Annotated in this window: 37 protein-coding genes; 11 read left to right on the forward strand and 26 right to left on the reverse strand. The window is 70.3% G+C overall.

The window, feature by feature from the left end; all coding sequences use genetic code 11:
* Window positions 1–306 precede the first annotated feature (306 nt).
* The 19 genes from ACIQ87_RS18570 to ACIQ87_RS18660 form a co-directional block, all read right to left on the reverse strand.
* Window positions 307–495 carry a hypothetical protein gene (locus ACIQ87_RS18570; protein WP_402407588.1) on the reverse strand — a complete coding sequence of 63 codons (189 nt, stop codon included), beginning with the start codon at window positions 493–495 and terminating at the stop codon, window positions 307–309.
* Window positions 492–1,046 (reverse strand): hypothetical protein, encoded by a 555-nt coding sequence (locus ACIQ87_RS18575; protein ID WP_402407591.1) that lies wholly within the window; start codon window positions 1,044–1,046, stop codon window positions 492–494. The genes ACIQ87_RS18570 and ACIQ87_RS18575 overlap by 4 nt, the downstream gene beginning before the upstream one ends.
* Before the next feature lie 109 nt (window positions 1,047–1,155).
* Window positions 1,156–1,494 carry a hypothetical protein gene (locus tag ACIQ87_RS18580; protein WP_402407594.1) on the reverse strand — a complete coding sequence of 113 codons (339 nt, stop codon included), beginning with the start codon at window positions 1,492–1,494 and terminating at the stop codon, window positions 1,156–1,158.
* Window positions 1,479–1,724 (reverse strand): hypothetical protein, encoded by a 246-nt coding sequence (locus ACIQ87_RS18585; RefSeq protein WP_402407597.1) that lies wholly within the window; start codon window positions 1,722–1,724, stop codon window positions 1,479–1,481. The genes ACIQ87_RS18580 and ACIQ87_RS18585 overlap by 16 nt, the downstream gene beginning before the upstream one ends.
* Entirely contained in the window at window positions 1,724–3,547 is a 1,824-nt protein-coding gene (locus ACIQ87_RS18590; protein ID WP_402407599.1) for a LysM peptidoglycan-binding domain-containing protein, read from the reverse strand. The genes ACIQ87_RS18585 and ACIQ87_RS18590 overlap by 1 nt, the downstream gene beginning before the upstream one ends.
* 84 nt (window positions 3,548–3,631) lie before the next feature.
* Complete coding sequence (locus tag ACIQ87_RS18595; RefSeq protein WP_402407602.1) at window positions 3,632–4,153, reverse strand: hypothetical protein; 522 nt, start codon at window positions 4,151–4,153, stop codon at window positions 3,632–3,634.
* Window positions 4,150–5,325: a hypothetical protein gene (locus ACIQ87_RS18600; RefSeq protein WP_402407603.1), complete on the reverse strand. Its 1,176-nt coding sequence runs from the start codon at window positions 5,323–5,325 to the stop codon at window positions 4,150–4,152. Before ACIQ87_RS18600 ends, ACIQ87_RS18595 begins: the two co-directional genes overlap by 4 nt.
* Window positions 5,325–6,473 carry a hypothetical protein gene (locus ACIQ87_RS18605; protein ID WP_402407605.1) on the reverse strand — a complete coding sequence of 383 codons (1,149 nt, stop codon included), beginning with the start codon at window positions 6,471–6,473 and terminating at the stop codon, window positions 5,325–5,327. The genes ACIQ87_RS18600 and ACIQ87_RS18605 overlap by 1 nt, the downstream gene beginning before the upstream one ends.
* A 14-nt stretch (window positions 6,474–6,487) precedes the next feature.
* Window positions 6,488–7,270, reverse strand: coding sequence for a phage distal tail protein (locus ACIQ87_RS18610; RefSeq protein ID WP_402407608.1), 783 nt, complete (start codon window positions 7,268–7,270; stop codon window positions 6,488–6,490).
* Window positions 7,271–7,700: 430 nt separating this feature from the next.
* Entirely contained in the window at window positions 7,701–10,007 is a 2,307-nt protein-coding gene (locus ACIQ87_RS18615; RefSeq protein WP_402407610.1) for a hypothetical protein, read from the reverse strand.
* An 11-nt stretch (window positions 10,008–10,018) separates the two neighbouring features.
* Window positions 10,019–10,558 carry a hypothetical protein gene (locus ACIQ87_RS18620; protein ID WP_402407612.1) on the reverse strand — a complete coding sequence of 180 codons (540 nt, stop codon included), beginning with the start codon at window positions 10,556–10,558 and terminating at the stop codon, window positions 10,019–10,021.
* Window positions 10,519–10,860 (reverse strand): hypothetical protein, encoded by a 342-nt coding sequence (locus ACIQ87_RS18625; protein ID WP_402407615.1) that lies wholly within the window; start codon window positions 10,858–10,860, stop codon window positions 10,519–10,521. The genes ACIQ87_RS18620 and ACIQ87_RS18625 overlap by 40 nt, the downstream gene beginning before the upstream one ends.
* Window positions 10,861–11,409: 549 nt before the next feature.
* Window positions 11,410–12,015, reverse strand: coding sequence for a hypothetical protein (locus tag ACIQ87_RS18630; protein ID WP_402407618.1), 606 nt, complete (start codon window positions 12,013–12,015; stop codon window positions 11,410–11,412).
* Window positions 12,016–12,034: 19 nt separating this feature from the next.
* On the reverse strand, window positions 12,035–12,463 hold the full coding sequence (locus ACIQ87_RS18635) for a hypothetical protein (protein WP_402407620.1): 429 nt from the start codon (window positions 12,461–12,463) through the stop codon (window positions 12,035–12,037).
* Window positions 12,460–12,747, reverse strand: coding sequence for a DUF5403 family protein (locus tag ACIQ87_RS18640; RefSeq protein ID WP_402407623.1), 288 nt, complete (start codon window positions 12,745–12,747; stop codon window positions 12,460–12,462). Before ACIQ87_RS18640 ends, ACIQ87_RS18635 begins: the two co-directional genes overlap by 4 nt.
* The gene (locus tag ACIQ87_RS18645; RefSeq protein ID WP_402407625.1) at window positions 12,740–13,111 is read right to left on the reverse strand and encodes a hypothetical protein; all 372 of its coding nucleotides are present in this window, start codon (window positions 13,109–13,111) and stop codon (window positions 12,740–12,742) included. Before ACIQ87_RS18645 ends, ACIQ87_RS18640 begins: the two co-directional genes overlap by 8 nt.
* Window positions 13,108–13,542, reverse strand: coding sequence for a hypothetical protein (locus tag ACIQ87_RS18650; RefSeq protein WP_402407628.1), 435 nt, complete (start codon window positions 13,540–13,542; stop codon window positions 13,108–13,110). Before ACIQ87_RS18650 ends, ACIQ87_RS18645 begins: the two co-directional genes overlap by 4 nt.
* On the reverse strand, window positions 13,542–14,612 hold the full coding sequence (locus tag ACIQ87_RS18655; protein ID WP_402407856.1) for a P22 phage major capsid protein family protein: 1,071 nt from the start codon (window positions 14,610–14,612) through the stop codon (window positions 13,542–13,544). Before ACIQ87_RS18655 ends, ACIQ87_RS18650 begins: the two co-directional genes overlap by 1 nt.
* A gap of 23 nt (window positions 14,613–14,635) precedes the next feature.
* Window positions 14,636–15,118: a hypothetical protein gene (locus tag ACIQ87_RS18660; protein ID WP_402407629.1), complete on the reverse strand. Its 483-nt coding sequence runs from the start codon at window positions 15,116–15,118 to the stop codon at window positions 14,636–14,638.
* Between the two features lie 327 nt (window positions 15,119–15,445).
* On the opposite strand from ACIQ87_RS18660, the gene ACIQ87_RS18665 reads away from it, so the two are divergent.
* The gene (locus tag ACIQ87_RS18665; protein ID WP_402407631.1) at window positions 15,446–16,549 is read left to right on the forward strand and encodes an AAA family ATPase; all 1,104 of its coding nucleotides are present in this window, start codon (window positions 15,446–15,448) and stop codon (window positions 16,547–16,549) included.
* Between the two features lie 108 nt (window positions 16,550–16,657).
* Here ACIQ87_RS18665 and ACIQ87_RS18670 read toward each other — a convergent pair whose 3' ends face one another.
* The 7 genes from ACIQ87_RS18670 to ACIQ87_RS18700 all read right to left on the reverse strand — a co-directional run bounded on the left by ACIQ87_RS18670 (window position 16,658) and on the right by ACIQ87_RS18700 (window position 21,595).
* The gene (locus ACIQ87_RS18670; RefSeq protein WP_402407633.1) at window positions 16,658–17,512 is read right to left on the reverse strand and encodes a hypothetical protein; all 855 of its coding nucleotides are present in this window, start codon (window positions 17,510–17,512) and stop codon (window positions 16,658–16,660) included.
* On the reverse strand, window positions 17,472–18,929 hold the full coding sequence (locus ACIQ87_RS18675; RefSeq protein ID WP_402407636.1) for a phage portal protein: 1,458 nt from the start codon (window positions 18,927–18,929) through the stop codon (window positions 17,472–17,474). The genes ACIQ87_RS18670 and ACIQ87_RS18675 overlap by 41 nt, the downstream gene beginning before the upstream one ends.
* A complete protein-coding gene (locus ACIQ87_RS18680; RefSeq protein WP_402407638.1) occupies window positions 18,929–20,311 on the reverse strand; it encodes a terminase in 1,383 nt (460 codons plus the stop codon). The genes ACIQ87_RS18675 and ACIQ87_RS18680 overlap by 1 nt, the downstream gene beginning before the upstream one ends.
* A gap of 7 nt (window positions 20,312–20,318) precedes the next feature.
* Window positions 20,319–20,597: a hypothetical protein gene (locus tag ACIQ87_RS18685; RefSeq protein WP_402407641.1), complete on the reverse strand. Its 279-nt coding sequence runs from the start codon at window positions 20,595–20,597 to the stop codon at window positions 20,319–20,321.
* A gap of 87 nt (window positions 20,598–20,684) precedes the next feature.
* Complete coding sequence (locus tag ACIQ87_RS18690; protein ID WP_402407644.1) at window positions 20,685–20,912, reverse strand: hypothetical protein; 228 nt, start codon at window positions 20,910–20,912, stop codon at window positions 20,685–20,687.
* A gap of 12 nt (window positions 20,913–20,924) precedes the next feature.
* Complete coding sequence (locus tag ACIQ87_RS18695; protein ID WP_402407647.1) at window positions 20,925–21,275, reverse strand: hypothetical protein; 351 nt, start codon at window positions 21,273–21,275, stop codon at window positions 20,925–20,927.
* Window positions 21,272–21,595 (reverse strand): HNH endonuclease, encoded by a 324-nt coding sequence (locus ACIQ87_RS18700; RefSeq protein WP_402407649.1) that lies wholly within the window; start codon window positions 21,593–21,595, stop codon window positions 21,272–21,274. Before ACIQ87_RS18700 ends, ACIQ87_RS18695 begins: the two co-directional genes overlap by 4 nt.
* A gap of 570 nt (window positions 21,596–22,165) precedes the next feature.
* Between ACIQ87_RS18700 and ACIQ87_RS18705 the strand changes: the two genes are divergently transcribed.
* The 10 genes from ACIQ87_RS18705 to ACIQ87_RS18750 all read left to right on the forward strand — a co-directional run bounded on the left by ACIQ87_RS18705 (window position 22,166) and on the right by ACIQ87_RS18750 (window position 25,830).
* Window positions 22,166–22,420 (forward strand): hypothetical protein, encoded by a 255-nt coding sequence (locus ACIQ87_RS18705; protein WP_402407652.1) that lies wholly within the window; start codon window positions 22,166–22,168, stop codon window positions 22,418–22,420.
* A 31-nt stretch (window positions 22,421–22,451) separates the two neighbouring features.
* Window positions 22,452–22,658: a hypothetical protein gene (locus ACIQ87_RS18710; RefSeq protein ID WP_402407654.1), complete on the forward strand. Its 207-nt coding sequence runs from the start codon at window positions 22,452–22,454 to the stop codon at window positions 22,656–22,658.
* Between the two features lie 389 nt (window positions 22,659–23,047).
* Window positions 23,048–23,518, forward strand: coding sequence for a hypothetical protein (locus ACIQ87_RS18715; protein WP_402407657.1), 471 nt, complete (start codon window positions 23,048–23,050; stop codon window positions 23,516–23,518).
* A 52-nt stretch (window positions 23,519–23,570) separates the two neighbouring features.
* Window positions 23,571–23,756: a hypothetical protein gene (locus tag ACIQ87_RS18720; RefSeq protein WP_402407660.1), complete on the forward strand. Its 186-nt coding sequence runs from the start codon at window positions 23,571–23,573 to the stop codon at window positions 23,754–23,756.
* A 46-nt stretch (window positions 23,757–23,802) separates the two neighbouring features.
* On the forward strand, window positions 23,803–24,111 hold the full coding sequence (locus tag ACIQ87_RS18725) for a hypothetical protein (RefSeq protein ID WP_402407662.1): 309 nt from the start codon (window positions 23,803–23,805) through the stop codon (window positions 24,109–24,111).
* Between the two features lie 99 nt (window positions 24,112–24,210).
* Window positions 24,211–24,459, forward strand: a complete 249-nt coding sequence (locus tag ACIQ87_RS18730) for a hypothetical protein (protein ID WP_402407665.1) — start codon at window positions 24,211–24,213, stop codon at window positions 24,457–24,459.
* On the forward strand, window positions 24,456–24,692 hold the full coding sequence (locus ACIQ87_RS18735; protein WP_402407667.1) for a hypothetical protein: 237 nt from the start codon (window positions 24,456–24,458) through the stop codon (window positions 24,690–24,692). The genes ACIQ87_RS18730 and ACIQ87_RS18735 overlap by 4 nt, the downstream gene beginning before the upstream one ends.
* A gap of 69 nt (window positions 24,693–24,761) precedes the next feature.
* Complete coding sequence (locus ACIQ87_RS18740) at window positions 24,762–25,232, forward strand: hypothetical protein (RefSeq protein WP_402407670.1); 471 nt, start codon at window positions 24,762–24,764, stop codon at window positions 25,230–25,232.
* An 82-nt stretch (window positions 25,233–25,314) separates the two neighbouring features.
* A complete protein-coding gene (locus tag ACIQ87_RS18745; protein ID WP_402407671.1) occupies window positions 25,315–25,575 on the forward strand; it encodes a hypothetical protein in 261 nt (86 codons plus the stop codon).
* Window positions 25,576–25,614: 39 nt separating this feature from the next.
* Complete coding sequence (locus ACIQ87_RS18750; protein ID WP_402407673.1) at window positions 25,615–25,830, forward strand: hypothetical protein; 216 nt, start codon at window positions 25,615–25,617, stop codon at window positions 25,828–25,830.
* The last annotated feature ends 325 nt before the right edge of the window (window positions 25,831–26,155 follow it).

A 26,155-nucleotide genomic window follows, 5' to 3' on the forward strand; every position in this document is an offset into this window, starting at 1 on the left:
GCAAAGTGCTACGTGCACATATCGCCGCAGGTCATGGGGTGTTGCAAAGGCAATCTCCGCTCGACTGGGAGGCGGCCATCGGCGAAGCATCGGACTCGCCCATCTGCGCGACCCCACATAAACAACCTCCATTCTGAAAGTTGTTTATGTGAAGTGGGTTCAAGTAATGATTTATATCATTTCTGGCCTCTCGATAGTCGAAAACCGTTAACGCTGAAGATTAACGAAAATGATTACTCGCCCGGCGGGTAGATGAAGCGGATTGATTAGCCTAGATCTGATATCTGTCTCGGGCTGGCCTAATCGTTAGCGCAACGATGGCAACGTGTCCGAGTAGCCGGGCACCTCCGCCTCGACCCGGGCGTTCGCGGCCTGCTCGTCGGCCGCGCGCTCGTCCAGGGTGAGCGGGTCCGGCACCGGGGTGTAGACGAAGACGACGTTCTCGATCGCGGTGGCGGTGCGGTCGATGGCGTCGAAGCGGTCGCGCAGGGTCATGCGGCGGCCTCCAGGGCTTCGCGGATTCGGGCGTGGAAGTCGGCGAGGGAGCCGGTGTTCGAGATGGCGAGATCGGCGTTCTTGGGGCCGAGTTGTTCGCTGGGGTGGTCGCCGTTCGGGGCGCCCCGGTCGATGAACCAGACCGCGAACCCAGCGGCACGCAGCGCGTCCACCTCGTTCACAAAGCGGACGTCGGTCACGACGACCGGGCCCCGTATGGCAGCGGAGGCCCGAAGGCACCGGCCGATCCAGAAGTCTGGGTCGACGCGCCGACGAACGCCCTCCGTGCCGAGCCGCTGCAAGAACCTGCGGGCCTCCGGGAACTCGTCCTTCACTCGTTCCCAGCCGTAGCGGTCCACCGCGTCGGCCAGATGGACGGGGGCCGGGGCGTTCACGCCCAGCAGCTCGAAGCCCACCACGGGGTCGATGTCGTAGGCCATGGCCTTCAGCGGGTCGGCCAGCGCGAGCCGGACGTACCCGTGCTCCTGCAGGACCGAGGCGGCCGTGTCCTTGCCCGACCGGGCCCGGCCGATCAGTGCGATGTTCTTCATGTCGGCACACTCCTTCGCCACGGTTGAGGCACCCCGGTTAACACCAGGTCGGCAGACTCCAGGAACGCGAAAAGGCCCCGACCTACCCGAAGGCAGGCCGGGGCCAGGTTCATCGTTTGATCTTCATCCCGTCCGCACCGACCACGGCGGGAGCCGGGTCCGGGTGAGGGCAAGCGCAGCACTCGGCGAGCGCTTCGGCGCGGGCCGCGTCGCTGTTGGCGGCGTCGGTCTCGTGCGTGACGACGCGGTTACCCGCGGAGTGGCCGGCTGCCATCGTGGCGATGACCAGCAGCAGGCCGATGACGGCCTCGTTGGTCTCGATGCCCGCGAGCTTTGGCACGACCGTACCCAGCATGGTCAGCGCTGCGACGACGGCCGACCGCGCCTTCGCGGGGTTCTCGGTGATCCAGGTCTTCAGGTCTTTGATGGTGCTCAGCCCTTCAGGCATGTGACGACGTCGGTGATCAGTGCGGTGCCTCCGGCGAGTCCGGAGGCGACGACGCCGTAGCGCCAGCGCTCCAGCGCGCGGACGCGGTCTTCGTGGTCCTTGAGGGTCTGGTCCACGGTGGCGCTGCTCTGGGCCAGCGAGCGGACGTCCTCTCTGACTCCGACGAGTTGGTCATAGATCTCGCGGGGCCCGATGACCACGCCGCCCAGGCGCTCGTCGTCGTCGGCCATCAGTAACCCCCGCTGTTCCAGGCGATCGACTCGAACGAGCCGTACGTCGCGTTGGCGTAGCGGACTCCGGCGATGATCGAGTCCACCGGGGCCAGGATGTTGCGGTGGCCAGGCAGCGAGTAGGCGTCGAAGGTGGGGCGGATGGTCTGGAGGAGGCCGTACGTGCCACCGTAGAGCGCTTCGTTCGCGTCCCAGTGGTTCTCGGCGAGCGGGTTGCCGCCGGACTCGACCATCGCGCGGTGCTCGATCGCGGCGGCGGACGGGACGAGGTCGCCATTCGCCCGCAGGATGTCCCGGGCCTCCTCGATCCACCCGGCGAGGTCTTTGGAGTAGCTGGTGCTCGGGGCGGCCGGCCGTTCCTCGACCGGCGGGGCCGGGGTGGATCCGGCCGGTGCGGGCGCGGCGGGCTCCGGGGACACAGCGGGGGCCGGGGCCTTCGGGGCGGTCGGGCGCGGGACGGGGGCGGAGCCGTCCGGGACCACGATGTCCTGGCCGGGGAAGATCAGGTCCGGGTTCGCCACCGTGGCGGTGTTCGCGGCGACCAGCGCCTCCAGGGTGACGCGGTAGCGGGCGGCGATGTCCCACAGGGTGTCGCCCGGCACGACGGTGTGGACCGGCGGGGCGGCAGCTCCGGCGGTGGCGGTCGGCAGGCTGATGACCTGGCCGACCTCTATCCAGTCCGGGTCGGCGAGCTGCGGGTTAGCGTTGACCACGGCGTCCAGGCCGACCCCGTAGCGGGCGGCGACGGCGGACAGGGTGTCGCGCGCCGCGACCGTGTGGGTGGCCGCGCCCGGGGCCGGGGTGGGCAGCGGGTCCGAGACTGGGAGGGCCTGCTCGGGCTGGTCCGGGGCCGGGGGAACCGCCGGGTCCGCGGTGGCCGGATCGGCGGTTGGCGCGGCCGTCGGCGACGCCGACGCGGCGGGCACGGTGATCTCCTGGCCCTCGGTGATCCGGTCCGGGTTGTCGATCTGGGGGTTCAGCGAGAGTAGCCCGGCAACCGTGGTGCCGACCGCGACGGCGATGCCGCCCAAAGTCATGCCCCGGCGGACGGTGATCGTGCGGGTGGCCGGCGGCTGCGGCGCGGAGGCGTCGCCGTGCTCGGCGAGGAGGCGGGCGAGCTGCTTGGGGCCGGGAATGCCGTCCGCGTCGGCGGTGTCGCCGAGCTTGAGCTGCCAGGCGCGGAAGCTCTCGGTGTCCGCGCGGCCCCACACCGGGCCGGGGCCCTCGGTGTAGCGGGAGCAGCCAGCGCGGACGAGGGCGCGACCCATGGCGGTGATGTGGTTGCCACGCGAACCGGGGCCGTACGACAGGCCGTTGATGGTGACGGCCTGGCCGGTCGACGGGGTGGTGCCGTCGGAGGTGTATGCGGGGCGGCCGATACCGAGGATCACCGAGCGGGGGCGGGTCTTGCGGGCGACGCAGCCGCCGGAGCCCTGGCCCGCGCCGGAGGTGCGGGCGGTGTTGCCCTCGACGGTCTTGACCTGGTGGCCCGGGGCGGAGTCCTCCAGCACGATGCCGACATGGTCGGCGGTCGGGCCGCCGTCCCAGGAGAAGAAGACGATGTCGCCACGCTTGAAGGCGGCGTCGCGGCCGAACCACTGGCCCTGGTTGCGGAACGCCTGGACGTGCGAGGGGCAGTAGGCGTATCGGCCAACGGCTGCGGCTTCGCCTCCCTTGTCGGCGCACCAGGAGACGAACATGTCGCAGTACGGCTCGTGGTTCAGGCCGTACCAGCGGCCGAAGGGGGTGTCGTAGTACTTGCCGTTCGGGGAGAGGCCGCCCCGGTAGTTCTGGTCGGCCCATTTCAGGGCCTCGGTGATCATTGCTTCGCGGGAGATGGAGCGGGAACCTTTCGGGCGTGCCCGGGACCACCGTGGAACGTTCCTCGGTGGTCCTGGAGATGTGGGTCAGGCGTAGCCGGGCGGGATCGGGACGGGGGTCCAGGTGCCGGCTTCGGTCGCGCCGGGGGCCTGGTTGAACGGGAGGGCCATGGCCACGCCGGGGTCGACGGTGCCTCCGCCTTCCACGTCGGTGCGGGTCTGGAGGAGGACGCGCTGCCACTCGCCGGGCTGGCTTCCGCCCATGGGCAGGACCCAATCGAGCCTCACCCAGCCGTTGTTGAGCGCACCGCCGGTGTACTGCCACTCCGCGGTGACCGCGCGGGCCCGGTCAACGTCGAACAGGCGCAGCCAGACGTTCGCGCCGGTGCGGCTGGAGACGCGGCAGTCCAGGCGCAGGACGGGGTGGGCGATGCCGGCGGTGGGGATGGTGGCGGCGGCGCGCCAGGTGGTGGCGACGTCCAGGCCGGAACGGTAAGGGGTCATGGGCAGGACCGCGCCCAGCGCGCTTGCGGTGCGCTCCATCGTGGCCAGGCGGGTGTCGATGGTCTGGAACTCGTCGGCGAGGGAGGGACGGCCGTAGACGGTCACGCGGCTGCCTCCAGTTCGCCCTTCACCCAGTCGTCCACGCGCTCGAAGATCGTGACCGGCACGAGGGCGAGCGTGGCCTCCTCGCCGGTCCGGGTGACCTTGGTGTTGATCTCCTGGATCACGTACTCGGCGTCGATGCCGGGCCACTTCGCGGTGCGGGCGCGCACACGGATCTTGTGGCCGACGCGCAGCTCGGCGGCGGAGTACTCGCCGCCCGGGTGCAGGGTGACCTCGGGGACGACGATCGGGAACGCGCCGACGGCGATCATACGTTCGGCCTGCGCGGTGAGGGTGTCGACCCGTACGACCGAGTTGTTCGTGGCGATGGACGCGAGGCGGGGAATGCGGCGGCCTTCTTCGGTTTCAAGCTGGCCGTTGTACCACCAGCTCTTCAACTGCGACCAGCCTTCGCCCGCGCCGTTGACGCCGGTCTCGGTGCACATCCGGTCGCCGTCGGAGGTGACCGTGGTGACGGTGCAGTTCGCCCCGTGCTCCAGGATGATGCCGGTGTCCTGGCCGCCGGCCGGGTAGAGGAAGCGGAAGTGGTTGCGGATCTGGCGGGCGTCCAGGTCCCAGGCGTAGTCGACCCGGAAATCGAAGCCCTTGATCACCGCGCCCAGCTGCTCGACGGCCTCACCAACCGACTTCCACGCGAACCAGTCGTAGGTGCGCTCGCGCTTCATGGTGTCCAGGTCCGGGCCGAAGGTGAGCGCGCCGGGGCCGTTGCTGCCCCAGTACCCGTACTCGCCGGGAGCGACCGGCGAGGGGTTGTCGGCGAACTGCTGGATCAGCTCCCGGGCGATGGTGGTCTGTTCGCGGGGCGTGGTGCCGGTGGAGTACCCGAGGTTGATCATGTTGCGGCGGTAGTACTCCCACAGGCCCACGCAGTCGAGGGTCATCTCCTCGGCGGCCAGGTCCACGTTCCAGGTCAGCAGCGGGCCGCCCCACAGGACGCGGCTGCCGCGCTGGACGTGGGCGGTGATCCGCCACGGTGAGATGAGCGACCAGTCGAGTCCGGCGAGGGGTTCGGCGGCCAGAGGCACGGTGAAGCTCGCGGAGCCGGGGGCGTTGAGGATGGAGCGGTAGTTCAGGGCCGAGACGGGCAGCTCGGCGAGCAGAGCGCCGCCCTTGAACTCGGAGAGGATCACGCGGTATCCGTTGTCGTCCGTCATCAGGCCGCCGGGACCACGACGGCTTCGGCGTAGGACGTCCACGCCGTGGTGAGCCGGACGTTGTTGTTGTCCGAGTTGTCCGTGGAGACCATGCTGGAGACGTTCAGCGGGGTGCCGGCCGGGACACGGACGGTGGCGCTGCCCCGGGAGTCGTGGGCGTTGCCGGCCCTCACGAACTGCGGGCGGCCCGCACGACGGCGCTCACCGTGCCCGACGACCGTGGGCGTGATCCAGCCCTCGCCGAAGTCGCCCCGGTAAGAGGCCTCGAAGGAGACGGTGGCCAGGCGCGGGTACGGGGCGGCCGGGGCCGTGAAGGTGTGCCACGCCAGCGTGCCCCATGCCCCGTCCGCGGCCTGGTACGACGGGTCCAGACGGACCGCGCCGGGAACAACGGGGGCGGTGGTGCCGGGACCGGTGACCTTGTGCAGCGCCGTCGTTACCGCGTCGTAGACCAGGGAGCCGGCCGGGGCCCCGGTGGCGGCCTGGGCGATGCCCTGGGCACCGGCGGTGCGCAGGTGGCGCAGCGGGGTGGTGTCGAGCTGCCCTGCGACGACGAACCGCTGGTCCTCTATGCCGGTGATGCCGGTCTGGGCGATGTTCACCAGGGCGAGCCGGATGGAGTTGGACGGCACCGGCCAGTCCTTCGCGCCCGGGGTGGACTCGGCCAACGCCGCGATGGACCAGCCCTTGGCGCCCTCCTTCGTCACCTGTGCACCAGAGGCGGCGGTGGCGTACGGGGTGCCGTCGGCCGCGTAGGAGACGGGCTGGATGTACTGGTCCGCAGTGGTGCGGATGTCCATCAGCAGCGGGCCTGCGGGAACGGAGTCGGGGTCGGCGAAGGCCACCACCAGGTCGGTGCGCGCGGCCTCACCTGGCTTGGGGGTGGAGCACTGGAGCTGCACGGAGGCGTCCAGGTTCGCGAAGTGCACGGCGCCCTTGTGGGAGACGGCGACGTCGTCGGGTAGCCACACCGACCCGGCCGCGACGGAGACGCGCGGGGTGGGGTTGTCGACCTTCTCGACCAGCAGGGCGGTGGGCCCGGCGACGCCGACGTGGGCGCCCCGGGTTCCGCCGATCATCGTGCGCAGATCGAGCGCGTCATACCGGCCTTGCTGCACGAAGAGGGGTGCGCGGAGTTCAGCAGCCAAAGAGAGGGGGGTCCTTACATCCAGGCGGAGCGCCACTGCACATCCGCCGTGACCCCGTCGGGGCCTTCCAATACGTCGAGTTGAACGGTGCTCGCACCGGGCGGGAGGGCGAACCAGACGGAGGTCGGGTCGACCTGTCCGAACCTGCTGGCACCGTTGAGGGTGATGCGGCGGCGGCCCATGTCGACCACCAGGGCGTCACCGCGGCCGACCCGCAGCCCACGAAGCGCGAAGCGCTTCCGTTCCCCGTTGTGGACGAGGGTCAGCGACGGGTCGCGCACCTCCCCGGAACGCGGGGTGAGCCGCACGACGGGCCACGTGTCCACCGAGCCGGTGTTGGCGATGTCCGGAGCGGCCCGGGCGACGGGTCCGTCACCGAGGTCGAACGGGAACGTCAGCGGGAAGATCGGCCTGCCCTCGCGGGGGGCGGCCACCGCCACGGTCGCCCTCGCCTCGTCGGCCGAGTACAGCCGGGGGTCGGTGGCCAGCAGCTCGACGGTGACGCGGCGGCGGCCCGCGTGGAACTCACGGTCCACGGTCACGGCCCGCTTGCGCACCCGGCCCATGATCCGGGCCCTCCCGCCGGCCACCCCGGGGAACGCGAACTCGAACGCCCGCTCCTCGCCGCCAGGCGCGAACGCGGCCAGCACAGCGGGAAGCTCGTGGTCGTCCAGAGCCAGCATGGTCAGCGTGACGGTGCGCGCCCCCATGTAGTCGGTGCCCGGGGTCAGGCCGTCGCGCTGGAGCAGTTCGGCGTCCGAGGTGCGCACGTCGGGGGCGTCCAGGAGGCCGGCCACTTCTTCCAGGACGATGGTGGAGTCCTCGCCGAGCAGCAGCCCGCCCCACGACGCCGTCCACGGCTGGCCGGTGTAGGGGTTGTGGGCGCTGGGCTGGGGGCCGATGTCGGGAAGCCGCGGAGGCGGCAGGTCCGGCAGGGTCCGGAACGTGACCGGCTCCGACCAGGCGTCCAGGCCGGGGCCGGTGCAGTGGTAGCGGACCCGGTACTCGGTGTCCGGCTCCAGGGGCGGGTCGTCGCCCAGCGGGCCGTCGTCGCCGATGAGGGCCGACCCCGGCCACGTGGGGTCTTCGGCGTCGTAGTGCGCCTTGCCCGTTGTGGTGTTGGTGGTCTCGATGTCCGTCCACGCGCCCGCCGTCTTCGTGAAGAAGACGCGGGCGGTGTGGGCGGTGACGTCGCTGATGAAGGGTGGGGAGAGAGCCCCGATCTTGCTACCTCCCGGAGGTCTTCAGCTCCCACGCGATGGCCTTGCCGATCTCGTGGGGGTCCGCGTCGGTGCGGGCATTGACAGTGATGTGCGCGCCGTGGCGCTCCCGGCCCGCCTTGGACGTGGTGTCGGGGTGGCGCAGGCTTGCGGCGGCGCGCTGGCCGTAGCCGTAGGAGTCGAGCGAGCGAATCCCCGAGGCGACGGGGCGAAGGGCCTGCTCCAGCGGGCTCGCGTACGCGGCCACCGGCATCGCGGCCAGCGCCATGACCGGTGCGGCCATCAGCGAGCGCGGCGCGACGGCCGGAGCGGAGGCGGGGACGCTGGCCTTGAACGGGTTGAGGGACGAGACGATCCCTGAGACGACGCCGCTGATACTGATGGACTTCATGCCGTTGACCAGGCCCTGGATGGCGCTCTTGCCCTTGTCGAACAGGAGCGAGCCCAGGTCGCCGATCGCGCTGAGGATCTTGCCCGGCAGGCTGGAGACGTAGGAGACCACGGTCGAGATGCCGGACGACACGCCGCTGGCGATGTTCGACCATGCCGAACTCACCGCGCTGACACAGGAGTTCCAGGCCGAGGACGTCCAGGACTGGACGTTGCTCCAGGCTGTCGAGACCGCGCTGCCCACGGACGAGGCCGCCGACGACACGGTGGACGTCACGGACGACCAGGACGACGAGGTCCAGGAGGTCACGGAGCCCCAGGCGGAGGACGTCCACGACGAGACGTTGCTCCACGCGGTCGAGACGGCGGAGGCCACGGAGGACGCTGCCGACGACACGGCGGAGGTCACGGACGACCAGGCCGACGAGGTCCAGGAGGTCACGGAGTTCCAGGCCGAGGAGACGGCGGAGCCCACGGCGCTGGCCGCCGACGAGACGGCGGACGTCACGGACGCCCAGGCGGAGGAGGTCCACGAGGTCACCGCGGACCAGGCTGCGGAGGTGGCGGACATCAGCCCGTCCCACGCCGCCTGGACGGCGTGCCAGGCCGCGACGGCGGCGACCGCCAAGGCGTTCCAGGCGGCCATCGCGATGCCGAAGCCGACGACCAGCGCGCGGAGGCTCAGGTCGACCAGCCGCATCATGGCGGCCGTGGCCTCGGCGTTGTCCTTGAAGACCTGGAAGAACTGGCGGAGGGTGTCCGCGAACCACGAGATCGACGCGGCGATCTCCGGCGAGAACTGGACCGCCAGCGAGGCGATCCCCTGGAGGACGGCGTCCAGGACGCCGACCAGCGGGGACAGGATCAGCTTGAGCCGATCGCCCCCGTTCGCCAGGGTGACGAAGAAGTCCCCGAAGGCGGCCCCGATCCCGACGAGCGCGACCGGCAACTGCTCGGTGAACGCCTTCATCCCCGGCGACTGCATCGCCGCCGTGAGCTTGGGGAACAGGACATCGGCGAAGTCGGTGACCGACTTCACCATGGGCCGGACGAACGCCGAGCCCGCGTCGAAGAACGACTTCAGGACCGGCTCGGCCTGCTTGAACCAGGCCGTGACGTCCTTGACCGCGCCGCCGAACTCGTGGCGCATGGCGGCGGTCGCGGGCTTGAGCGCCGCCGACGCCTTCTGCATCGCCTCCTCGGCCTTGTCGCCGAGGGCCTTCATGTCGCCCGCCGCTGCGACGGCCGCGAGCCCCAGGGGCAGGACCGGCAGAGCGGCCAGCGCCAGGACGGCGACCAGCCCGGAGGCCACCACCGTCACCCAGGAGGCGATGGCGGTGACCGCCACCAGCAGCGGCAGCGTCGCTGCGGCGGACTGGGCGAAGCCGGCCGCGATGCCCAGGGTGCCCTGGGCGGCCGAGGCGATGCCCGCCCCGATGCCCTGGAGGGCGGAGGCCGTCTGCTCGATCGAGAGCGTGAAGAGCCGGCCGAAGTTCCGGGCGACCTCCGCGGCCCCCGAACCGACCTCCCCCAGACCGGACTTGATCCGGTCGAACCCACCTCTGGCGAGGTGGACGTTGATGCCCAGCCGCCAGCGGCGGCCGGTGAAGGCCCGGATCCGGGCCTCGGCCGGCGCGGTGTCCGCGTCCGCCCGGACCCGGGCTCGTCGCTCGCGGGTGAGCGCTGCGATCCGGGCCGCCGCCTCGCCGGTGTCGGCGACGACGTTGACCCGGACCGTGCGGTCGTGGGTCAGCTCCCGCAGCCGGGCGTTGACGCCCGTGGTGTCAAGGTCGAGCTTGACGGAGAGCTTGGTGTACTTCTCCAGCATCTCCAGGTACCGCTTCAAGCGGTCCCGGAAGCCGTCGGTGTCGGGCAGGACGCGTACGTGGACGCGCCCGGCCTCCTTGCCGCCGGGGCCGGCCACAGGCTCACCTCCTACGTGAGTCGGACCGGCGCGGGCCGCATCGGCGCGGCGGAGCGCGCGAGCACGGCCGCCGGAAGGCTGAACGTTTCTGCAAGGGGGGTTGAAGACTCGGCGAGCACCGGACCCCCACCCTCGCCGACCTCACGCTGGAGGGCGGCGGCGAAAGGGCTGGTGCCGGTCGGCCGGCTGTTGCGCTTGGCGTACGGGCGCGGGTAGGGCTTCGGGCTCTCGACCGCGCGAGGGTTCTTCGACGCCTTGGCGACCTGGACATGGGTGAGCGCCTGCACGGCGTCCACCAGATCCGCGAGCACATAGGTCCGGGCATCCCAGCCCAAGGCCTCACGGCCACCGCGCAGGGCGGCCACCGTCGCGGAACCGTCGGGGAAGGTCCCGATCAGAGCGAGGACGAAGCGGGCGGAGTGCCGCCCCCGGACCCAGTCCAGGACGTCCACCCCGCAGTAGCGGCGAAGGTCGGCCGTGATCTGCGCGCCGTGCTCGTCCAGCAGCCTGATCAGGCCGCGGCTTCCCCCGGTGCGGCCTCCTCCATCCACCGCTCAAGGATCTTCATCTGCTCCGGCAGCGGCAGCGCGTCCACGGACTCCCGCATCGCCTTCTTGTCGGAGGCGACCGCGACCAGCAACGCGGACATCGCGTCGATGCGGCGCTCGTTACTGACCTTCTCGGACTGCACGACGTCCAGCAGGGCCAGAGCGGTCTTCAGGTCGCCGCCGGGCAGGGCCTCGATCCGGCGCAGCCGGACCTTCTTGCCGCTGGCGGCGATGAACTTCAGGCCCTTGCCTGCGTGCTTGCGGTCGGCTTCGGCCTTGAGGTCGGCGAAGTCCAGGGTGGTCAAAGGGGTTGCCTCCAGGCGGTTTGACAGAAGTGACGTGAAGTCAAGAAACTAAGAGTGCAAGGGGGATGGCTTCCCTCGGGCAATCGGACCTTCGGGCCAGAGGGCGCAGGGCAACGCGTCCTTGCCCCGTGTGCTGCCGTTCGAGAGCCGGTGCTCTCGACTGGTGGTCGCGGGGGAAAATTGAACCCACCAACACCCGCAAGTGGGCCCCCTCGGGGGCTTTTGAAAGGTGCTGGAGAACAATCTCCAGCGCATACACGAGCACCTGCACCGGCAGGTCTCGATTCATCTACCGCTTGCGGTGGATCGGGTCGAGCCTGCCTGGAAACAGGACCACCCCGATCTGCCCCCATCAGAGGGAGTTATCGGTGTCGGTGGGAGTCTCTGAGTGGCTGGTTGTTCTCGGCGCAGGCTTCGCGGGCCTTCGGTACCTGTTGCTACGGGTGATCCCACCACTGAGCGATGCAGCAATCGTCGCGATCCGCGCCCTTCGCAGGGTCCAGCATGAGCTGCGCGGCGGCGATGAGTTGCACGGAAGGGACAACGAGGTCAGGCAGCCGGGGTCTGGAGGCCGGCGGCCAGGTCGAACACGGGGGTGACGGAGCCCAGCGGCGTGCTCTGGTTGAGGGCCACGACGGTGGCCTTGACCGGCATCTCGCCGAGTGCGGCGGGGTCCATGGTCACCGAGTCCGCGCCAATGATGCTCGTCTTCGGGTAGTGCCAGACCACGGCCTTCGTGCCGTCCACGGCGGCGACCATCAGCGCGCGGTTCTGCGCGGCCGGGGACGTCGGGATCGAGAACAGCCCCTTGGAGTCCAGGCCCTTGTCGGTGCCGTAGTACAGCCGGTAGGACTCGGCGGTGAAGTCCGACAGGTTGATCGTCACGGCGTAGGTCTTGCCGGGGTCGGTCGTCTTCAGGCTCTTGTTCTGCCAGCTCCCGAGGACTTCGGGCTCGTCGCCGTCGACGGACATCTCGATGCCGTTGTCCAGCGAGGTGTTCCCGATGCTCTTCCAGGTCAGGCCCTCGGGGCCCCACTTAGTGCTGTCCTTCGGGTCGAACCCCGGCTTGCTCAGGTCCGGCAGCGCGGTGCCCGGCGGGGCGACGTAGATGTATCCGGTGCCCGGTACCAGGACCGGGGCGTCGTCAGCAGCCAAGCTGACTCCCTTCCGGCCCTCAGCGGGGCCTTGTGGCGATCATGTAGTTGGCCGAGAACCGGTAGAAGCCGGTCTGGGCCTCGGTCATGGGGTCGGTGGTCATGAACGGCCCGGTCGCCTCACGGAAGCGGGACAGGTAGCCCTCGGCGTTGCCCCACTGCTCGAAGGTCAGGCGGACCAGGCCGGCGCGGGCGCGGCGGGCCAGCAGGGAGGCGTCCGCGCGGCTGGTGGCGTAGGTCTGGACGGTGAACATGCCCTCGTCCACGTAGCGCTTATCCTTCATCACGCCACCGACGCGGCGGGCGATGACCAGGCCGCCGGTCTTGCGCAGGGCGAGCTGCCAGTCGGCGGGCAGGTACACCGCGCAGCGGTGCTCCGACAGGACGGTGCGCAGGGCCTCCAGGACGATGCGCTCGGAGTCGGGCATCAGGTACGGCTCGCGGGTCACCACAGGGCGGCCTCCATCGCGTGGATGCCGTCCACCGGCCGCCCGGCCCGTTCGTTCCAGCCGCCCCAGTTCTTGTGGGCGGCCAGCGGGTCCAGGTTGACGATGGCGTAGCCCTTGGCGTGGCGGCGGACCTTGATCCCGGCGATGAACTCGCCGGTGTCGACGTGCAGCGCAGCCTTCGCCACGACCCGGGCGGCGCGCTCCGCGGCTTCGAGCTTGAGGGCGCCCATCACGCCGGGCAGGGCGGCGACCACCGCGTCCAGGTCCGGGCGGAGTTCAGCCACTCTGGCCACCCCCTTCCACGATCACGGTGACGAAGCGCATCCGGTCGGAAGCGCCGTGGTGCGAGCGGGGTGCGTCGACCACCGCCCAGTGCGTTCCAGGATCGCCGTCGTCCTCGAAGGTCAGGGACGACCACTTGTCGATCACCACGCCGGGCGGAAAGACGATCTTGCGACGGACCGGAGGCGACCAGCCGACCTGAGCGCCGACCGGGGCCCGCCAACCCGCCGCGTCACCGACCGGGGCGACCCACGCGGAGTAGGTGTTGCTCGGCCCGGGGGCCGGCCGACGGTCGCCGTAGCCGTCATCGACGTAGCGGACGGTGTGGACGGTCACCCGGGTCCGGCCGCGTTCCAGCAGGCTCACACCGGCCCCCAGGAGTCCACCGGGTCGGGGAAGGGGTAGCCGGTGCGAAGGCCCCGTGAGGCGACCTCGCGGCGGCCCTGCACGGAGCGCAGACCGGAGCGGCCGGCCACCCGCTCGATCAGCGCTTGCTCGCCCCGGGTGAGGGCCAGGCCCACCGGGGAGCCGTCCGACATGCGGTAGGACACCTCTCCGGCCTGCTCCTGCACGTACCCCTCGGGGTTGCGGAAGCGCCGGTCGGCGACGGCCAGGGCCAGGGATCGGATCACCGCAGGGTGCCGCTCGGGCGACCAGGCCCGGTGACCCTGGGCGGCGATCACCCAGAACGCGTCTTCGATCGCGGTGCTGGCCCGCTCCCAGTCCGGCGTACCGGGCTCGGGGGCGGGCCTGCCGAGGCGGGCGAACAGCGCGGCGACCGTCAGCCCGGCACTCATCACGCGGCCGGGGCCAGCGGCTTCGGCTCACCGGTGAAGGTGACCTTGACGCCCCGGACCTTGACCAGGTTGGCGGGCTTGGTCCAGTCGGTCTCGCCCTTCTTCAGGTCGGTCACCAGAGTGGCCCCCCAGTACGAGGACAGGAACGAACGCTCCATCGCCGCGCCGGAGTTGTAGTCCTTGATCCAGCGCAGCGCGAAGCCGTCGGCGGTCTGCCGGCCGCCCTTCGCGGACTCCGGGACCGACGGCGCGCCGGAGACGAGCTGGATCGCGCTGCGGTGGAAGGCGTAGACGCCGAGCGGGTTGAGCTTGTCGTTGGTCGACTCCACCAGGCGGAAGCCGTGGATGCGACCGAGGGTGCTCTCCTTCAGGGCCGCGCCGCCGTCGGCGTGCTCGGACGCGGACAGGACGTTCGGCGAGTTGAGGAGGTAGAACGCGGCCTCGGAGCCGAGCACGACGGTGCGGCCCTCGGCGGGGACGTTCTCCTTGTTGAGCTGGACGCGCAGGCGGGCGAGGGCCTTGCGGATCATCTGGCCGGCCGCCTCGTCGCTGGTGGCCTTGGTCAGGTCGACCGGGATCTTCGCGGTGGTGGCGACCTCGGGGAACTCGGTCATCGCACCGGCGACCTTGTTCTCCAGGCGCTCGGTGATGGAGTCGACCTGCGGCACCATGACCTGCTCGCCGAAGGAGAGCAGGTCGAGCGACAGCTCGGCATCGGAGAGGTCCACCGCGGAGTAGGCATGGGTGTCCAGCTTGACGGTCAGCAGACCCTCGTTCAGGTTCTCCGACTGAATCCAGGTGGAGGCGTCGTTGAACTTGCGCTTGGCGTCGATGGCCTCCTCCGCGCCCTTCAGGCGGGCGGGGCGGCGGATGTTGATGACCTGACCGGTGGCGTTGACGAACTCGGACGCGGCGCGGCGGTCGAACATGCCCGCCAGGACCACGGAGTCCTTCAGGTTGGCGACGGCCTGGGCGACGAGCTTGTCCGGGTTCTGGAAGGCGTTGGCACGGTTCGGGTTGGTGCTGATGGCGCTGTTCCTCGGGGTAGCGGAAAGCCGCCCCGGGGGCAGGGCGGCCTAGGTGAAACGTTTCTTCAGATGCCGTAGCGGCGCTGGCGCAGCTTCTCGGCGAGACCCTTGTACGGGTCGGGCTCTTCGTTCGGGGTCAGCCCGCCCGCGCCCAGCAGCGGCTTCGGCGCGGCGACGGCGGCCAGGGCCTCGGCGTGCTTGCGCACAGTGGCCTCGTCACCGCCTTGGACCAGGGCGGCGAGGACCGGCGGCAGGGCGTATTCGGCGGCGATCCGGTCCCGAAGGGCCTGCTCCTGGAGCTGGGCGACCTGGGCGCGCAGCTCGTCCGCCTCGACCCCGGCCTCCTGGCCGCGCTCGCGCGCGGTCTCCAGGTCGGCCTGGATCTTCTCGTACAGGGCCTTGTAGTCCGGCTCGGTCGGCACCGGGGCGGCCGGGGTCTGCTCGCCGCTCTCCACGGCGGGGCCCTCGGACTGCTCGGGGGCGGGTGGGGTGTCCGGGTGGGCCACGCCGCCGGGGATCGCCTCGGCCGGGGTCGGGGTCTCGGGCACGTCTCTCCTACGTCTTGGTGTAGATGGATTGGGTCAGCCAGCCGTTGAACCGCTAGACGGTAAGCCCGCGGGCAGCATGAAGAGCCCCCTCGGCAAGGCATGGGGTCAGCAGCGGCTGAGGCTGACAGCGCGAAGCCAGGCACTGAGTGGCAAGGGTCAATGCACCGCCGGACAACTGAATCTGATTGGACATGAAATATTGCTCCGGGACGGCGGGAAGGCACGGTTCGCGCCGCGACTGACGAGATGGAGTCAGGACCTTTCGGCTCGACTGCATCAACAGGACAGAATCCCGTACTCGGCAGCAGGTTCATGAGAGGAAATGGCATGGCGAAACAGGACTCAAGGCGCGGCACTGTCAAATGGGGCAGGGCCCTGGCCTCGATCGCGGGGGCCACTCTGGTTCTTTCCGGCATTCCGGGTCGCGCTGCGATAGCCGCAGAAACTGATTGGTCGAACATCGCCGGGCCGTCGCGCGGGTTTTCAGCCATCGCCAAAGTGACGGTCGGCGGCAACACCTTCGAAGTGGTTCGGGGAACGGACAATGGCGTTTGGTTCCGGTACAACGGCGGAGATTTCCGACCGCTCGGCGCAGGCCACTCTCAGACGGTCGACGAACCGGCCATCGTGCAATTGCAGGACCGAATCGTCGTTTCCCACAGAGGTCTCGATGGCCAGATCTACTACAGCTTCCTCCAGAGCCCATCCGCCAACATGTGGACACAGTGGGCACGAGTTCCTGGCGATGCCTGGTCCGTCAGCGGGCCATCCATGGTCGCCATCGGCCCCGACCTCTATGTCGATGTTGTTCAGCAGGACGAGCAAATGGCCGACATCGCCTTGCGTTTCGACTCCAACGGGAACATCAACTCTGCCAGCAGCTGGACCAAGCCATATCGCAGCCCCATACTACTCGTCGGTCCTCCCGGCGTTGGCAAAACCAGCCTTGCCCACTCGATCGGCCACGCCGTTACGCGGCCAATCACCCGCATGAGCCTGAGTGGACAAACCGAAATAAGGGACTACTTCGTAGGAACGGACAAGGCCGTTTACGTCGGGGCGCGAGCAGGCCAGATCTCCAAGGGGGCGCAGAAGGTGCCGGGCGGAGGCCTCTGTGACTCAGGCGTGTCCGCCGCCCGACTCGGATACCAGGACTACACCGTCGGCCCGGGGCACCCGATGTATAACCAGCAGTTGCAGACCCTACTTAGCTGCATTGGGACCGACGGGCTTGTATGGACTAACTCCTCGTCTGACGGTGGTGACACCTGGCACGGGTGGCAGCATCCTTCGGGTACGCCCGCAGTATCGACGTCCACTCCATCTATCAGCGCGACACAGTCATCCTTCCAGATAACCATCCGATGGGACGGAACAAAAAGCGCTCAGTACCCTGACAACACAGAGGTCGGGAAGCGGGTTAACCCCTAATCTGTTCCTGTCCACCATTCAGCCGTCTCGGCGGGAAGATCTCGGCCGGTGTGCTGGGATTCTGATTGATGCCCCGTGCGTCGTCTGCAATGGTTGAATCGGGCTGGGTCACTGGTTCCTGGCATAGTACGTGCGCCAGTCGGCCAGTGACCCGCCCCCGAACTCGCGCCACATCCGGGCGAACCTGTCGTTCTCGGTAGCCAGTCGGTAGCGGCGGGAGAAGATCGGGACGGCCTGGCAGTGGCAGTGGGGGTGAGCGCCGAAGGCGGCCGTGCGCTTGGACTTGTAGACCGCGCCTCGGCCTGCCATGAGCGCGCAGAAGTAGCAGGGGCTCGCGTCGGTGGCGCGGAAGTAGCCGATCGCCCCCGGGTCGTCCTGGAGGGCGAGGTGGACGGCGTCGCGGCCGGCGTCCTGGACGAGCATCCCGCCCGCCCCCGAACCGCCGGTCTTCAGCGACTCCAGGAACTCCTTCTCCCAGGCCACCAGCTCGGCGTCGTCCAGCGCCGCCGAGCCCTCCCGGGCCGGGCGCTCCCGCTCGTGCGCGGCCACCCGGTCGGCGACCTGGTGGCGGAACGATTCTTCAGCCCTGCGGGCCTCGCGTGCCGGGTCAGCGGCGGGGAAGGGGTTGCGGATGTCCACCGGCAGCACCTCGCGCGGGCCGGAGCCTGTCCGCTTGCCGGTGGCCTTGTTGAAGTCGGCCCACAGGGAGCCGAGCGAGGCACCCGGGCGGTAGCCGGGGCCTCCGATCACGCGGCCGGTCTCCAGCGCGCGCACCAGCCGGTAGAAGGCGACGGACAGCGTGTAGGAGGCCGCTGCGGATTCGCGGATCGCCGCCGTGTAGGCGGTCTCCAGCTCGGTCAGCGAACCGGCGAGCTGGCGGGCCTCGACGGCGGCCAGGGCCTCGGCCCAGCGGGCGGCGAACTCAGCGGCCAGCGCTTCCTGCGCGAGCTGGTACGTGGCCACCGCGCGCAGGATCTCGGCGGTTCTGGGAGTCCACGCCACCGTTGACCGCCTCCTTCTGCTGCTTCAGGGCTTCGGCGGCCTCGGCCTTGCGGGCTGCCTCCTCGGCGGCCTTCACCGCCTCGTCAATGTCGGCCTGGCTGAAGCCGGGCACCTTGCGCAGCGCGACGGAGAGCGGGACGCCCTGCTGCATGAGCTTGACCATCGCGTCGGCGGCCTGGGCGAGGCTGCGGGTGGACTTCTCGGCCCATTCGACCTGGCTCTCGTCCTGCTCGATCTCGCCCCGGCCGGCCACCATGGCGCACAGCCGGAACACCGACTCCCACGACTCGCCCAGCGAGTCCTGGAGGGTGGACAGGAACCGCTTGAACGAGGTCTCTGCCGCCGCGAGGGCATCCGCGCTCAGGTTCACGAGGTTCGACCCGGCGAGGTAGTGGGGCGGCACGTCCGCCAGGCCCATGATCTCTTCGACGGTCTGACGGCGGGAGGCCAGCAGATCGCCGGTCGGCATCGCCGGGAGCTGCCCGAACTTCGCATCGGAGTTGGGCGCCATCAGCAGGGTGGACGGGTCCAGGCTCGGCACGTCGTAGACGGGCTCGCCAGTCTCCGGGTCGCGCACCGGGTCACCGGTCTCCGGGTCCAGCCGCTCGGCCGGCGCGAGGCCGGTGGCCCACCTGATCGCGTGCGCGCCCCAGTGTTCATTGAGCAGCAGGGACAGGGTCTGCTGGTTGAGGCGGTCCTGCGAGACGATCAGCGGCTCGACCAGGCCCCGGGTGCGGCCCCGCAGGTCCACGGCCGGAGAGAACCGCACCACCGGGCAGACCCCGAGGCCGTGCGGCTGCGAGGTGAGCACCGCGGAGTCCGGTTCGGCGTCCAGATCGACGGTGTACTTCGCCACGTCGTCCCACAGGTAGCCGACCGTGCGGTCCTCGTCCGGCTGCTGCTCGGGCACGTGCAGCGCGTACACCGGGAACTCGTCCCACGCCGGATCGGCGTAGACCGCCACCGTGCTGATCGCGTCGTACGCCCGGATCGCAGGCTCCTTGCGGCCCTTGCGCGGATCGGGGGTGACGACGACGTACGCGGCCCCGGAGGTGAGCGCGGCGCGGTGGACGGCGTTCTGCCGCTCGTCCAGCCGGTTCTTCTGCCAGAACGCCCACTCGGAGGCGTTCTCCCCGCTGCCCGGCTTGCGGAAGCCGGAGACGCGCAGGGCGTTCAGCGGGGCCTCCACCGCCAGGGCGGAGACGTTCACGACGGACCGCTTCACCAGGTCCTTGAACTCGGCGTTGGCCGTGGCCGGCATCCACGGAGCGCGGTGGGCGCCCCGGGCGTAGCGGTCGACCAGGTTGAGCCGGTCGTAGTCGCGGTCGATCAGGTCCTTCGCGTGCCGGGCACGCTTGATCACCACGGGGAGGGACATCAGAACCCTCCTCGGGTCTGTAGCGTTCCGGGCCGCTTCTGCGGCTTGAGCTTGCCGCTCTCGGTGAGGCGGCGGTGGGCGATCCAGGCCAGCACCATCGCGGCGTACAGGTCGACCTTCAGCTTCGACTCGCGCGACTCCTTGCCGAACGAGATGCCGTACTGGTTGGGCCGCTTGCGGGCGTTGAGGGTATGGCGGGTGAGCGAGTAGTCGCGCACGTGCGGCAGGGCCACCGTCTCGATCGCGCCGACCATGGCCATGTGCTCGGTGGTGATCTCGCGCTGGTTGGCGCGCATGTCGAACCCGCAGGTCGACTTGCCGGACGCCTTGATCAGCAGGTGCTTGCCGTACTTCTCCGACCAGTCGGCGACGTAGGACTCCCACCCAGCGACGTCGGCGAAGAAGCCGACCACGGTGTACTTCCTGAAGACGTGGGCCACCATGTCGTTGACCTCGGTGCCGTCGACCTCCCAGCCCTTGCCGGCCGGGCCGTCAGGCTTCTCCCACAGCGCCAACTTCTGGACCAGTTTGTCCCGAACTCGCATGCCGACCAAGGCCGTTGAGTCATCCGTCTTGCCGCCGTCGAAAGCGAGCACGATGCGCTCGCCCGGCTTGAGCCCGTCGGCGGGCTCGACCGTGGCCAGGTCCCAGGTGTCGCGGTCGACCAGGGCGTCATCGTGGCTGGAGAGCTGGTTGAGGTACTTCCGGCGGCTCTCGTCCTCGGTGGTGGACGCCGACCAGATGTCCTTCATCACCCGGTCCGGGTTGATCCAGACCGAGTCGCCGCGGGCACACAGGATCGCGGCGCGCAGCTGCTGCTCGTCGGCGAGGTCGACCCCGGGCGGGGCCTCCACCGAGTCGTAGTAGATGCCCGCGTCGCGGTTGATCCCGTCGCGCTGCTTCTCGAAGGCGTACCACGTCGACTCCGCGACGCTTTCCTCCCCGATCACCGGCGCGTTGGTGATCTCCATCGTCCTGCCCGACACCTTCGTGGCGTTCGGCCGAATCGTCGCGGCGAGGCGGGGGCCGTGGTTGCCCTCTACCCAGTGCCACGTCTCGTTGAGCAGCGCGAAGCTCGGCCGTCCGCCCTCGGCGGCGCGGAAGCTCGACGCCTTGGCCTCAAGGCGGCACTGGCGGCCGTCGCTGTCGGTCTGGCTGGCGTAGCAGACCTCCTGGCCGAGCTTGATCGCGTACCGCTCGATGGCGGCCTGGCTGAAGATGGTGGACAGCGCCGACATCGTGTTGACGTTCTGGCCGGCCGCGGTGGCGAAGATCTGTACCCACGCCTCCTGCGGCGGGCCGCCGATCGGCGAGCCGTCGGCGCGGAAGCCCACCAGGCGGCACGGGCCGACGAACTCCATCCCGGCCACCGACGCCATCATGGGGTCCTTACCGGGGTAAGCCCCACCCCTTCAGGCGGCGCACAGTGCCGGACTCGTGGCGGAAGCCCCGACCCCAGGTCTCGGGGTCGTTCGGGTCCTCCGGGACCGCGTCGTCGCGCAGCTCGTACCAGCGAGCCAGGATGCGGCACTGCTCCGGGGTGAACTTGAAGTCCGGGCGGAAGGCATGCGCCGACCAGCGCAGCAGCTCGCCCGCGAGGGTGCGGTGCGGGTGCGGGACGGTGTCCGGAATCGTGCGCACGGGGTCGTAGGTGAGGGGGTGGTTCATGGATCACCCCCCTCGCAAGGCACAGTCGGTCGGCCGCTTCCCGAATAAGAGGTACAAGAGGCACCCCTTATTGCCCTGGCGGCCTGGTTACGGCTGGGCTGCCTCCCGGCGGGCGCGCTCCTCCAGCAGCCGGGCAGCGTCCACGGAGACGTGCTCACCGGCCGCGAAGGGCGAGTTCATGTCGTGGGCCCACAGTTCGCGGGCCATGGCGTGCGGGACCTCGCGGTCGAGACACGCCTCGTAGTAGACGATCGTCCGCGCGATGCGCAGGGACTCGTCCGAGGGCCCGGCGGCCCGGGTCTTGCGGCGTGCCACGGCGGCCCCTCCTCAGACTCGGTTGCCCCAGCGGGCGGCGATGGCGTCGCGGGCGTTGTGGCCGCGCTTGGCGCCCTCGCCCTCACCGCGGATCTTGGCGAGGTAGCCGGCCGCGCTGGCCCGGTTGGTCTGGGCCTGCGCGATGCCGGGGTGGAGGACGAACATGCCAGCGCGGTTGCCACCGGGGATCATCTGGCCCTCGCGCTTCACCACGGCGTCGAGCTGGGCGGCGCGGGCGAGCATCGGCGAGGCGATGTCGATCAGCGCGAGGTCGGTCGGCTCAAGATCGAGTTCGGTCTCGTACAGCTCGATCAGCGCGGCGCGGATCTTCGCCGGGTCCTTCTCGGAGGGGTCGACGTTCAACGGACCTCCCCGGGGTGGCGTCGGCGGTTTCGGGCGGGCTGCCAGCGGTCCGCGGCGGCCCTTCGGCGGGCCCGGCCGGCGTCGGCCGCGTCCTTGCGAAGGACGTGCCAGTCGCACAGCGCGCGGAGGTTGGCGGGGTCGTCGGGGCCGCCTTCGGAGGCGGGGACGATGTGGTCGCAGTGGCGCGCGGGCTCCCCGCACAGTTCGCCGGTGTCGTAGCGGACGTGCTGGCAGCGCCAGGCGTCGCGGTTCATCACCCCGCGGCGAAGGCGGGCCCAGTGCGCAGGGAGCGGGGTCGTCCGGCGCGAACTCGCAGCCACAGCAACCTCCTTGAGCACAGAGCCCCGCCAGGTGCTCGACCACGACCAGGGAGAGAGGACCGGTCGGGGAGCGTTGCCCTGGCGGGGCCACGTGAGGAGGCAGGCCGGCGTGCCGCAGCATCGGGAGCGCGCACGCGCGCGGTAACTGCCTCCACATGTATTAAGGCCGCCCGGTTAACACGTCGACTGCCCGGTGATCACTGTCCGCTGTCAGTGCGTGGCGCTGAGTTCATCACTGCGGGTCACGCTGTGTAAATGATCCCGAAGAAGGGGGCGGCCGGCGTTCGTATCGGATCTCGGCTGCTATGACGCCCCGGGCAGTAAAGGAACGCGTGTGGGAGTCACCCCCCCGGGTGCCATTCCGATAAACGGGAGACGCACGTCACGCCGCCTCAACTTGCGTTGTGGTCTGCATGTTTGCTTCATTGGAATTGCTCGGCCGGTCCGCCGAAGCGCAGCGAGGATGAAATGCCGCTGCCACGGACGAATTCACCGCCGGAGCGTTCGACTCGAAATTCCCTGAATGGCGGCGCGCAATGACCGCGCCCCATGGACCCGAAAGCGGTCACTGTGCGTAAGAATCTTGTTCCCGTCACCCTCGCCCTGGTCATGCTGCTCGCCGGGTCGCCGTGGCAGACCCACAGCTGGGGCGGAGGACTCGCTGCCGCCCTGCTGACCGGCCTTCTCGCCCATGGGGCGGGCAAGGTGCCCGGCCTGGTCAAGCGGGCCGTGCAGGGCCCCTCCGGGGCCGTTGTCGAGCCCGAGCCGGTGGCCGTCGCCCCCGCCCTGGTGAACGCCTACGACCGCGACCGCGCCGCCCGCTGACCACCTCGGCTCAACCCCTTCGGAGAACCCCGTGAACCCCCGCCGCACCCTCACCGTGCTCGCCCTGTCCGCCGCAACCGCCGTCGGCGGGTGGCTGGTTGGCCACACGACCGCCGCACCGGCCAACAACGACCCCGCCCATGTCCAGGCGTTCAACGACGGGTGGACCGAAGGCATGGCCGACGCCTGCGACCAGGGCAGCGCGTACGCCTGCGACTGGCTGTCCACCACCCGCTGACCCGCCCCGAGCCGCACCACCGCAAGGAACACGATCATGAGCGCGACCCTGACTGACGAACTCCTCTCCGCCACCGGCCAGCACTGCCACCGCTACGACTTCGTGACCCGCATGGAGTCCGAAGCGGACGGCCACGGGTGGGCCCGGATAGGCATGGTGATGGACGGCACGGGGGCCCTATTGGAGGACGGGGAGGGGTGGCACCAGCACGAGTCGGAAGCGGTCCGCGCACAGTCCAACTGGCAGGCCGCATGCCGGATCATGGCGGACGCCGCCGGGGAGTGCGGGGGACTGTGGGACACCTTGGGCGAGGGGATCGCCTACGACGCGACTCGTTCCTGGCCAGCGACGCAGCGCGCCGCATCGCGGACAGCCTGGCCGGATACCCGTTGCTGGACGACGACGACCACACCGAGCGGGAACACGCCGCGATGGTCGAAGAGATTGAAGGCTCACCCCTCACCCTGCCGGACGGCGTGGACGGCGAAGACGTGCTCCGCGAACTCGACTGCCCCTCGCTCGGCGAGATCACCATGACCATGGTGGAGGCCGCCCTGTCCAGTCTGGGCTACACCGCCTGCTCCGACTGTGACGAATGGCTGACCCCCATGGACGCCCGGCGCGGTGAGCCGCTGTGCCGTGACTGCGCGCTCAACGAGTCGTGCCCGCCCGTGCGCTGGGCCCACCCGACCCTGACCGGCGGGTCCGGCTGGACCACCGGCGAACCCCTGACGGCCGTCCTAATCCCGTACCTGGACGGCTACGCCACCGAGCAGGGGGCCGCGTACCGCGAAGACGTCCGCGCCATCGTCCGGGGCTCCCGGCAGGGATACCGCGCCATCTACGGCCGGGCCGCGTAGGCAACAGGCCCCACCCCTCCCAACTCCCGCACCACAGAACGGAAGCACCACCATGACCCGCGCCGACATGATCCGCCTCTCCGGCTACTGGCCCAACCTGGCCCGACTCGGCATGGACCACCCCGACGACGTGGCCGCGCTGTTCGACGCCTTCCGCGACATGCGCCGCGACCCGGAGTTCGGCCGGGGCCTTGACCTCCTGCTGGACGAGCTGTTCGACGCCCCCGACACCGTCTGACACCAGGCCCCACCCGTACCCCCGCACCGACCCGAGAGAGACCCCCGTGAGCCGCACCGCCGAGTACCTGACCGATCTTGCCGAAGACGCCGGAATCGTCGCCGAGTTGGAGGCCCTGACCGCCTACGCCGCGTACGTCGGCAACGCCGAATACGCCGTGGACACCTTCGAAGACGCCTACGAAGGCGAGTGGGACGACTTGGGGGACTTCGCCCATGACCAGCTCATGGAGACGGACGACGACTACCGCGCGGCGTACGAGAGCTGCCGGGGCTGGACTCCCCAAATCGACATGATCGCGTGGCAGTGCGACTACTTCCACACCAGCAGCGGGCACGTCTTCCGGTCCCTGTGAGCTGTGCCCCCCTGGTGAGGGCCCAGCCCCCCTGCAGGGCCCCCGCCAAGGGTGCACAGACACCAGGCCTCACCCCCCTCACCCCGAAGGAACAGCGCCATGACCCCCGCCGCACAGCTCCAGGCCATCGTTGACCGCGTCCACCGCAACGAAGCCGACTGGGAAGCCCTCTTCCACGAGTGCGTCCCGACGTACGACCCGCACACCGACGACCAGCCCGCCGAAGACCGGTACATGGGCCACTACGACGAGGCCGACAACGACCGCGCCCACCAGTGCCGGGAACTGCTGCTGGAGCTCACCGCCGAACTCGAAGCGCTCACCCGCGAGATGGAGGGCTCCCGGTGATCACCCCCGAGGACTTCGCGCTCCTGTCCCACTGGACCCATGCCGACCGCATCGGGGCCGACGTCGCCGACCCCGACGGCACCGCCGCCCGGCGACTCGCCCAGGCCGGATACCTCGTCCCCGGTTACGCGCCCGGCTGCTGGCGTCCCACCCCCGCCGGACACGCCGCCCGCGCCGAGTACACCAGGGCCCACCCCGTCGGGCGGCGCGTCGGTGGCATTCCCCTCGGCTGAGCAGCCCCTCCACCCCGGGCGGGCACCAGGCCCCACCCCTCCCCGCACCACCGAAGGAACAGCGCCACCGTGAACACCCGCGACACCTACGCCGAACTCCTCCAGCAGCTCAGCGACCACGCAGCCGTCAACGGCGCACGGGCCTACGCCACCGAGGCCGACGGCCCGAGCACCAGCCCGGACATCCTGGCCCAGCGCCTCGCCCGCCACGCCGTCCACCACGACGCGACCGTCACCCCCGCCCCCTGCGGAGCACTCACCGTCGAGTGGCCCCGCCCCGGCCGCACCGTCCGTGTGGTGTGGCGGCCGGTCCTCCGGGCGAAGTGGGTCGACCTGTCGCAGGCCCTGCCCGACTGGACCCCGGACAGCCGGGCCTACGGCAAGGGAGCCGAGGACGCGAGCCGGATGCGCGGCTGGAGGCTCAGCCGGGCCGGGTACCGGGCCTGGGCCGAAGCGGTCGGCCTGAGCGGAGACGACGGCGAGTGGTTCGCCTACGAGACCGGCCAGACCGACTGGTGGATCTCCCACGAGGGTCGCTGACACCAGGCCCACCCCCCTCCCGCGGCCGGCCGCCGCTGACACCAGGCCCCACCCCCACCCCGAGCAACCCCGGAGAGCAGACATGCCCAAGTACATCGTCGCCGTCGACGTCATCACCGTGCACGTGGTGCCCGTCCTCGCCCCCACCCCCGAAGCCGCGCAGGCCGAAGCCGAACGGCTCGTCACCGGCGACTGGGAGACCTGGTACGACCACACCGAGCCCGTGGTCGTCGGCGACGCCCTCACCGAAGCCGAGTGGGACGCCGAGAAGGAAGCCGACGCCCGCCGCCGCGGCACCTGGCTCCAGACCCCGCCCCGGGCCCGCCGGCCGAAGCAGGTCTGAACCCCCACCGCCCTCAGACCCCACCCCCGGGAGACCCCCGTGCACACCATCCCCGAGCCGCCACGCGTCATGGACCTGCCCCCGCACCTCACCTTCGGCTACGCCCGCCCCGGCACCCCGCCCCACGTCACCTCCGCGGCCACCCCGCCACCCGAGCGCCGCGCACTGTGCGACCCGGCCTTCCCACTCACCTCGGCCTGGGCCCTCAACGGTGACCCGCTCTGCCCGGCCTGCGCGACGCTCGCCCGGCTCTGACACCGGGCCCAACCCCCACCGGCACCAGGCTCCCCCCTCCCCGGGGTGGGGCCTGGTGCCGAAGTGCCGGGTGTCGGACCCCGGTTGGCATTGAGGCCCACCGTAAGAGTGCTGTTTATATATCTTTTTTAAAGTGTCAAAAAAATGACACTAACGACATGGCCCTTACGCCGTACTACCCCCTCCACCACCCAGCGTGACCACAGGCCAGACCCCCAGGAGACCCAGTGACCAGCCCCGCCCGCGCCCCCTGGATACCCGGCGGCACCGCCCTGGAGTGGGGCCTGCGCAATCCCTGCCCCGTCGGCGTCGGCCCCGGCGGCTA

Source organism: Kitasatospora sp. NPDC096204, assembly GCF_044763205.1.
GTDB lineage: Bacteria > Actinomycetota > Actinomycetes > Streptomycetales > Streptomycetaceae > Kitasatospora.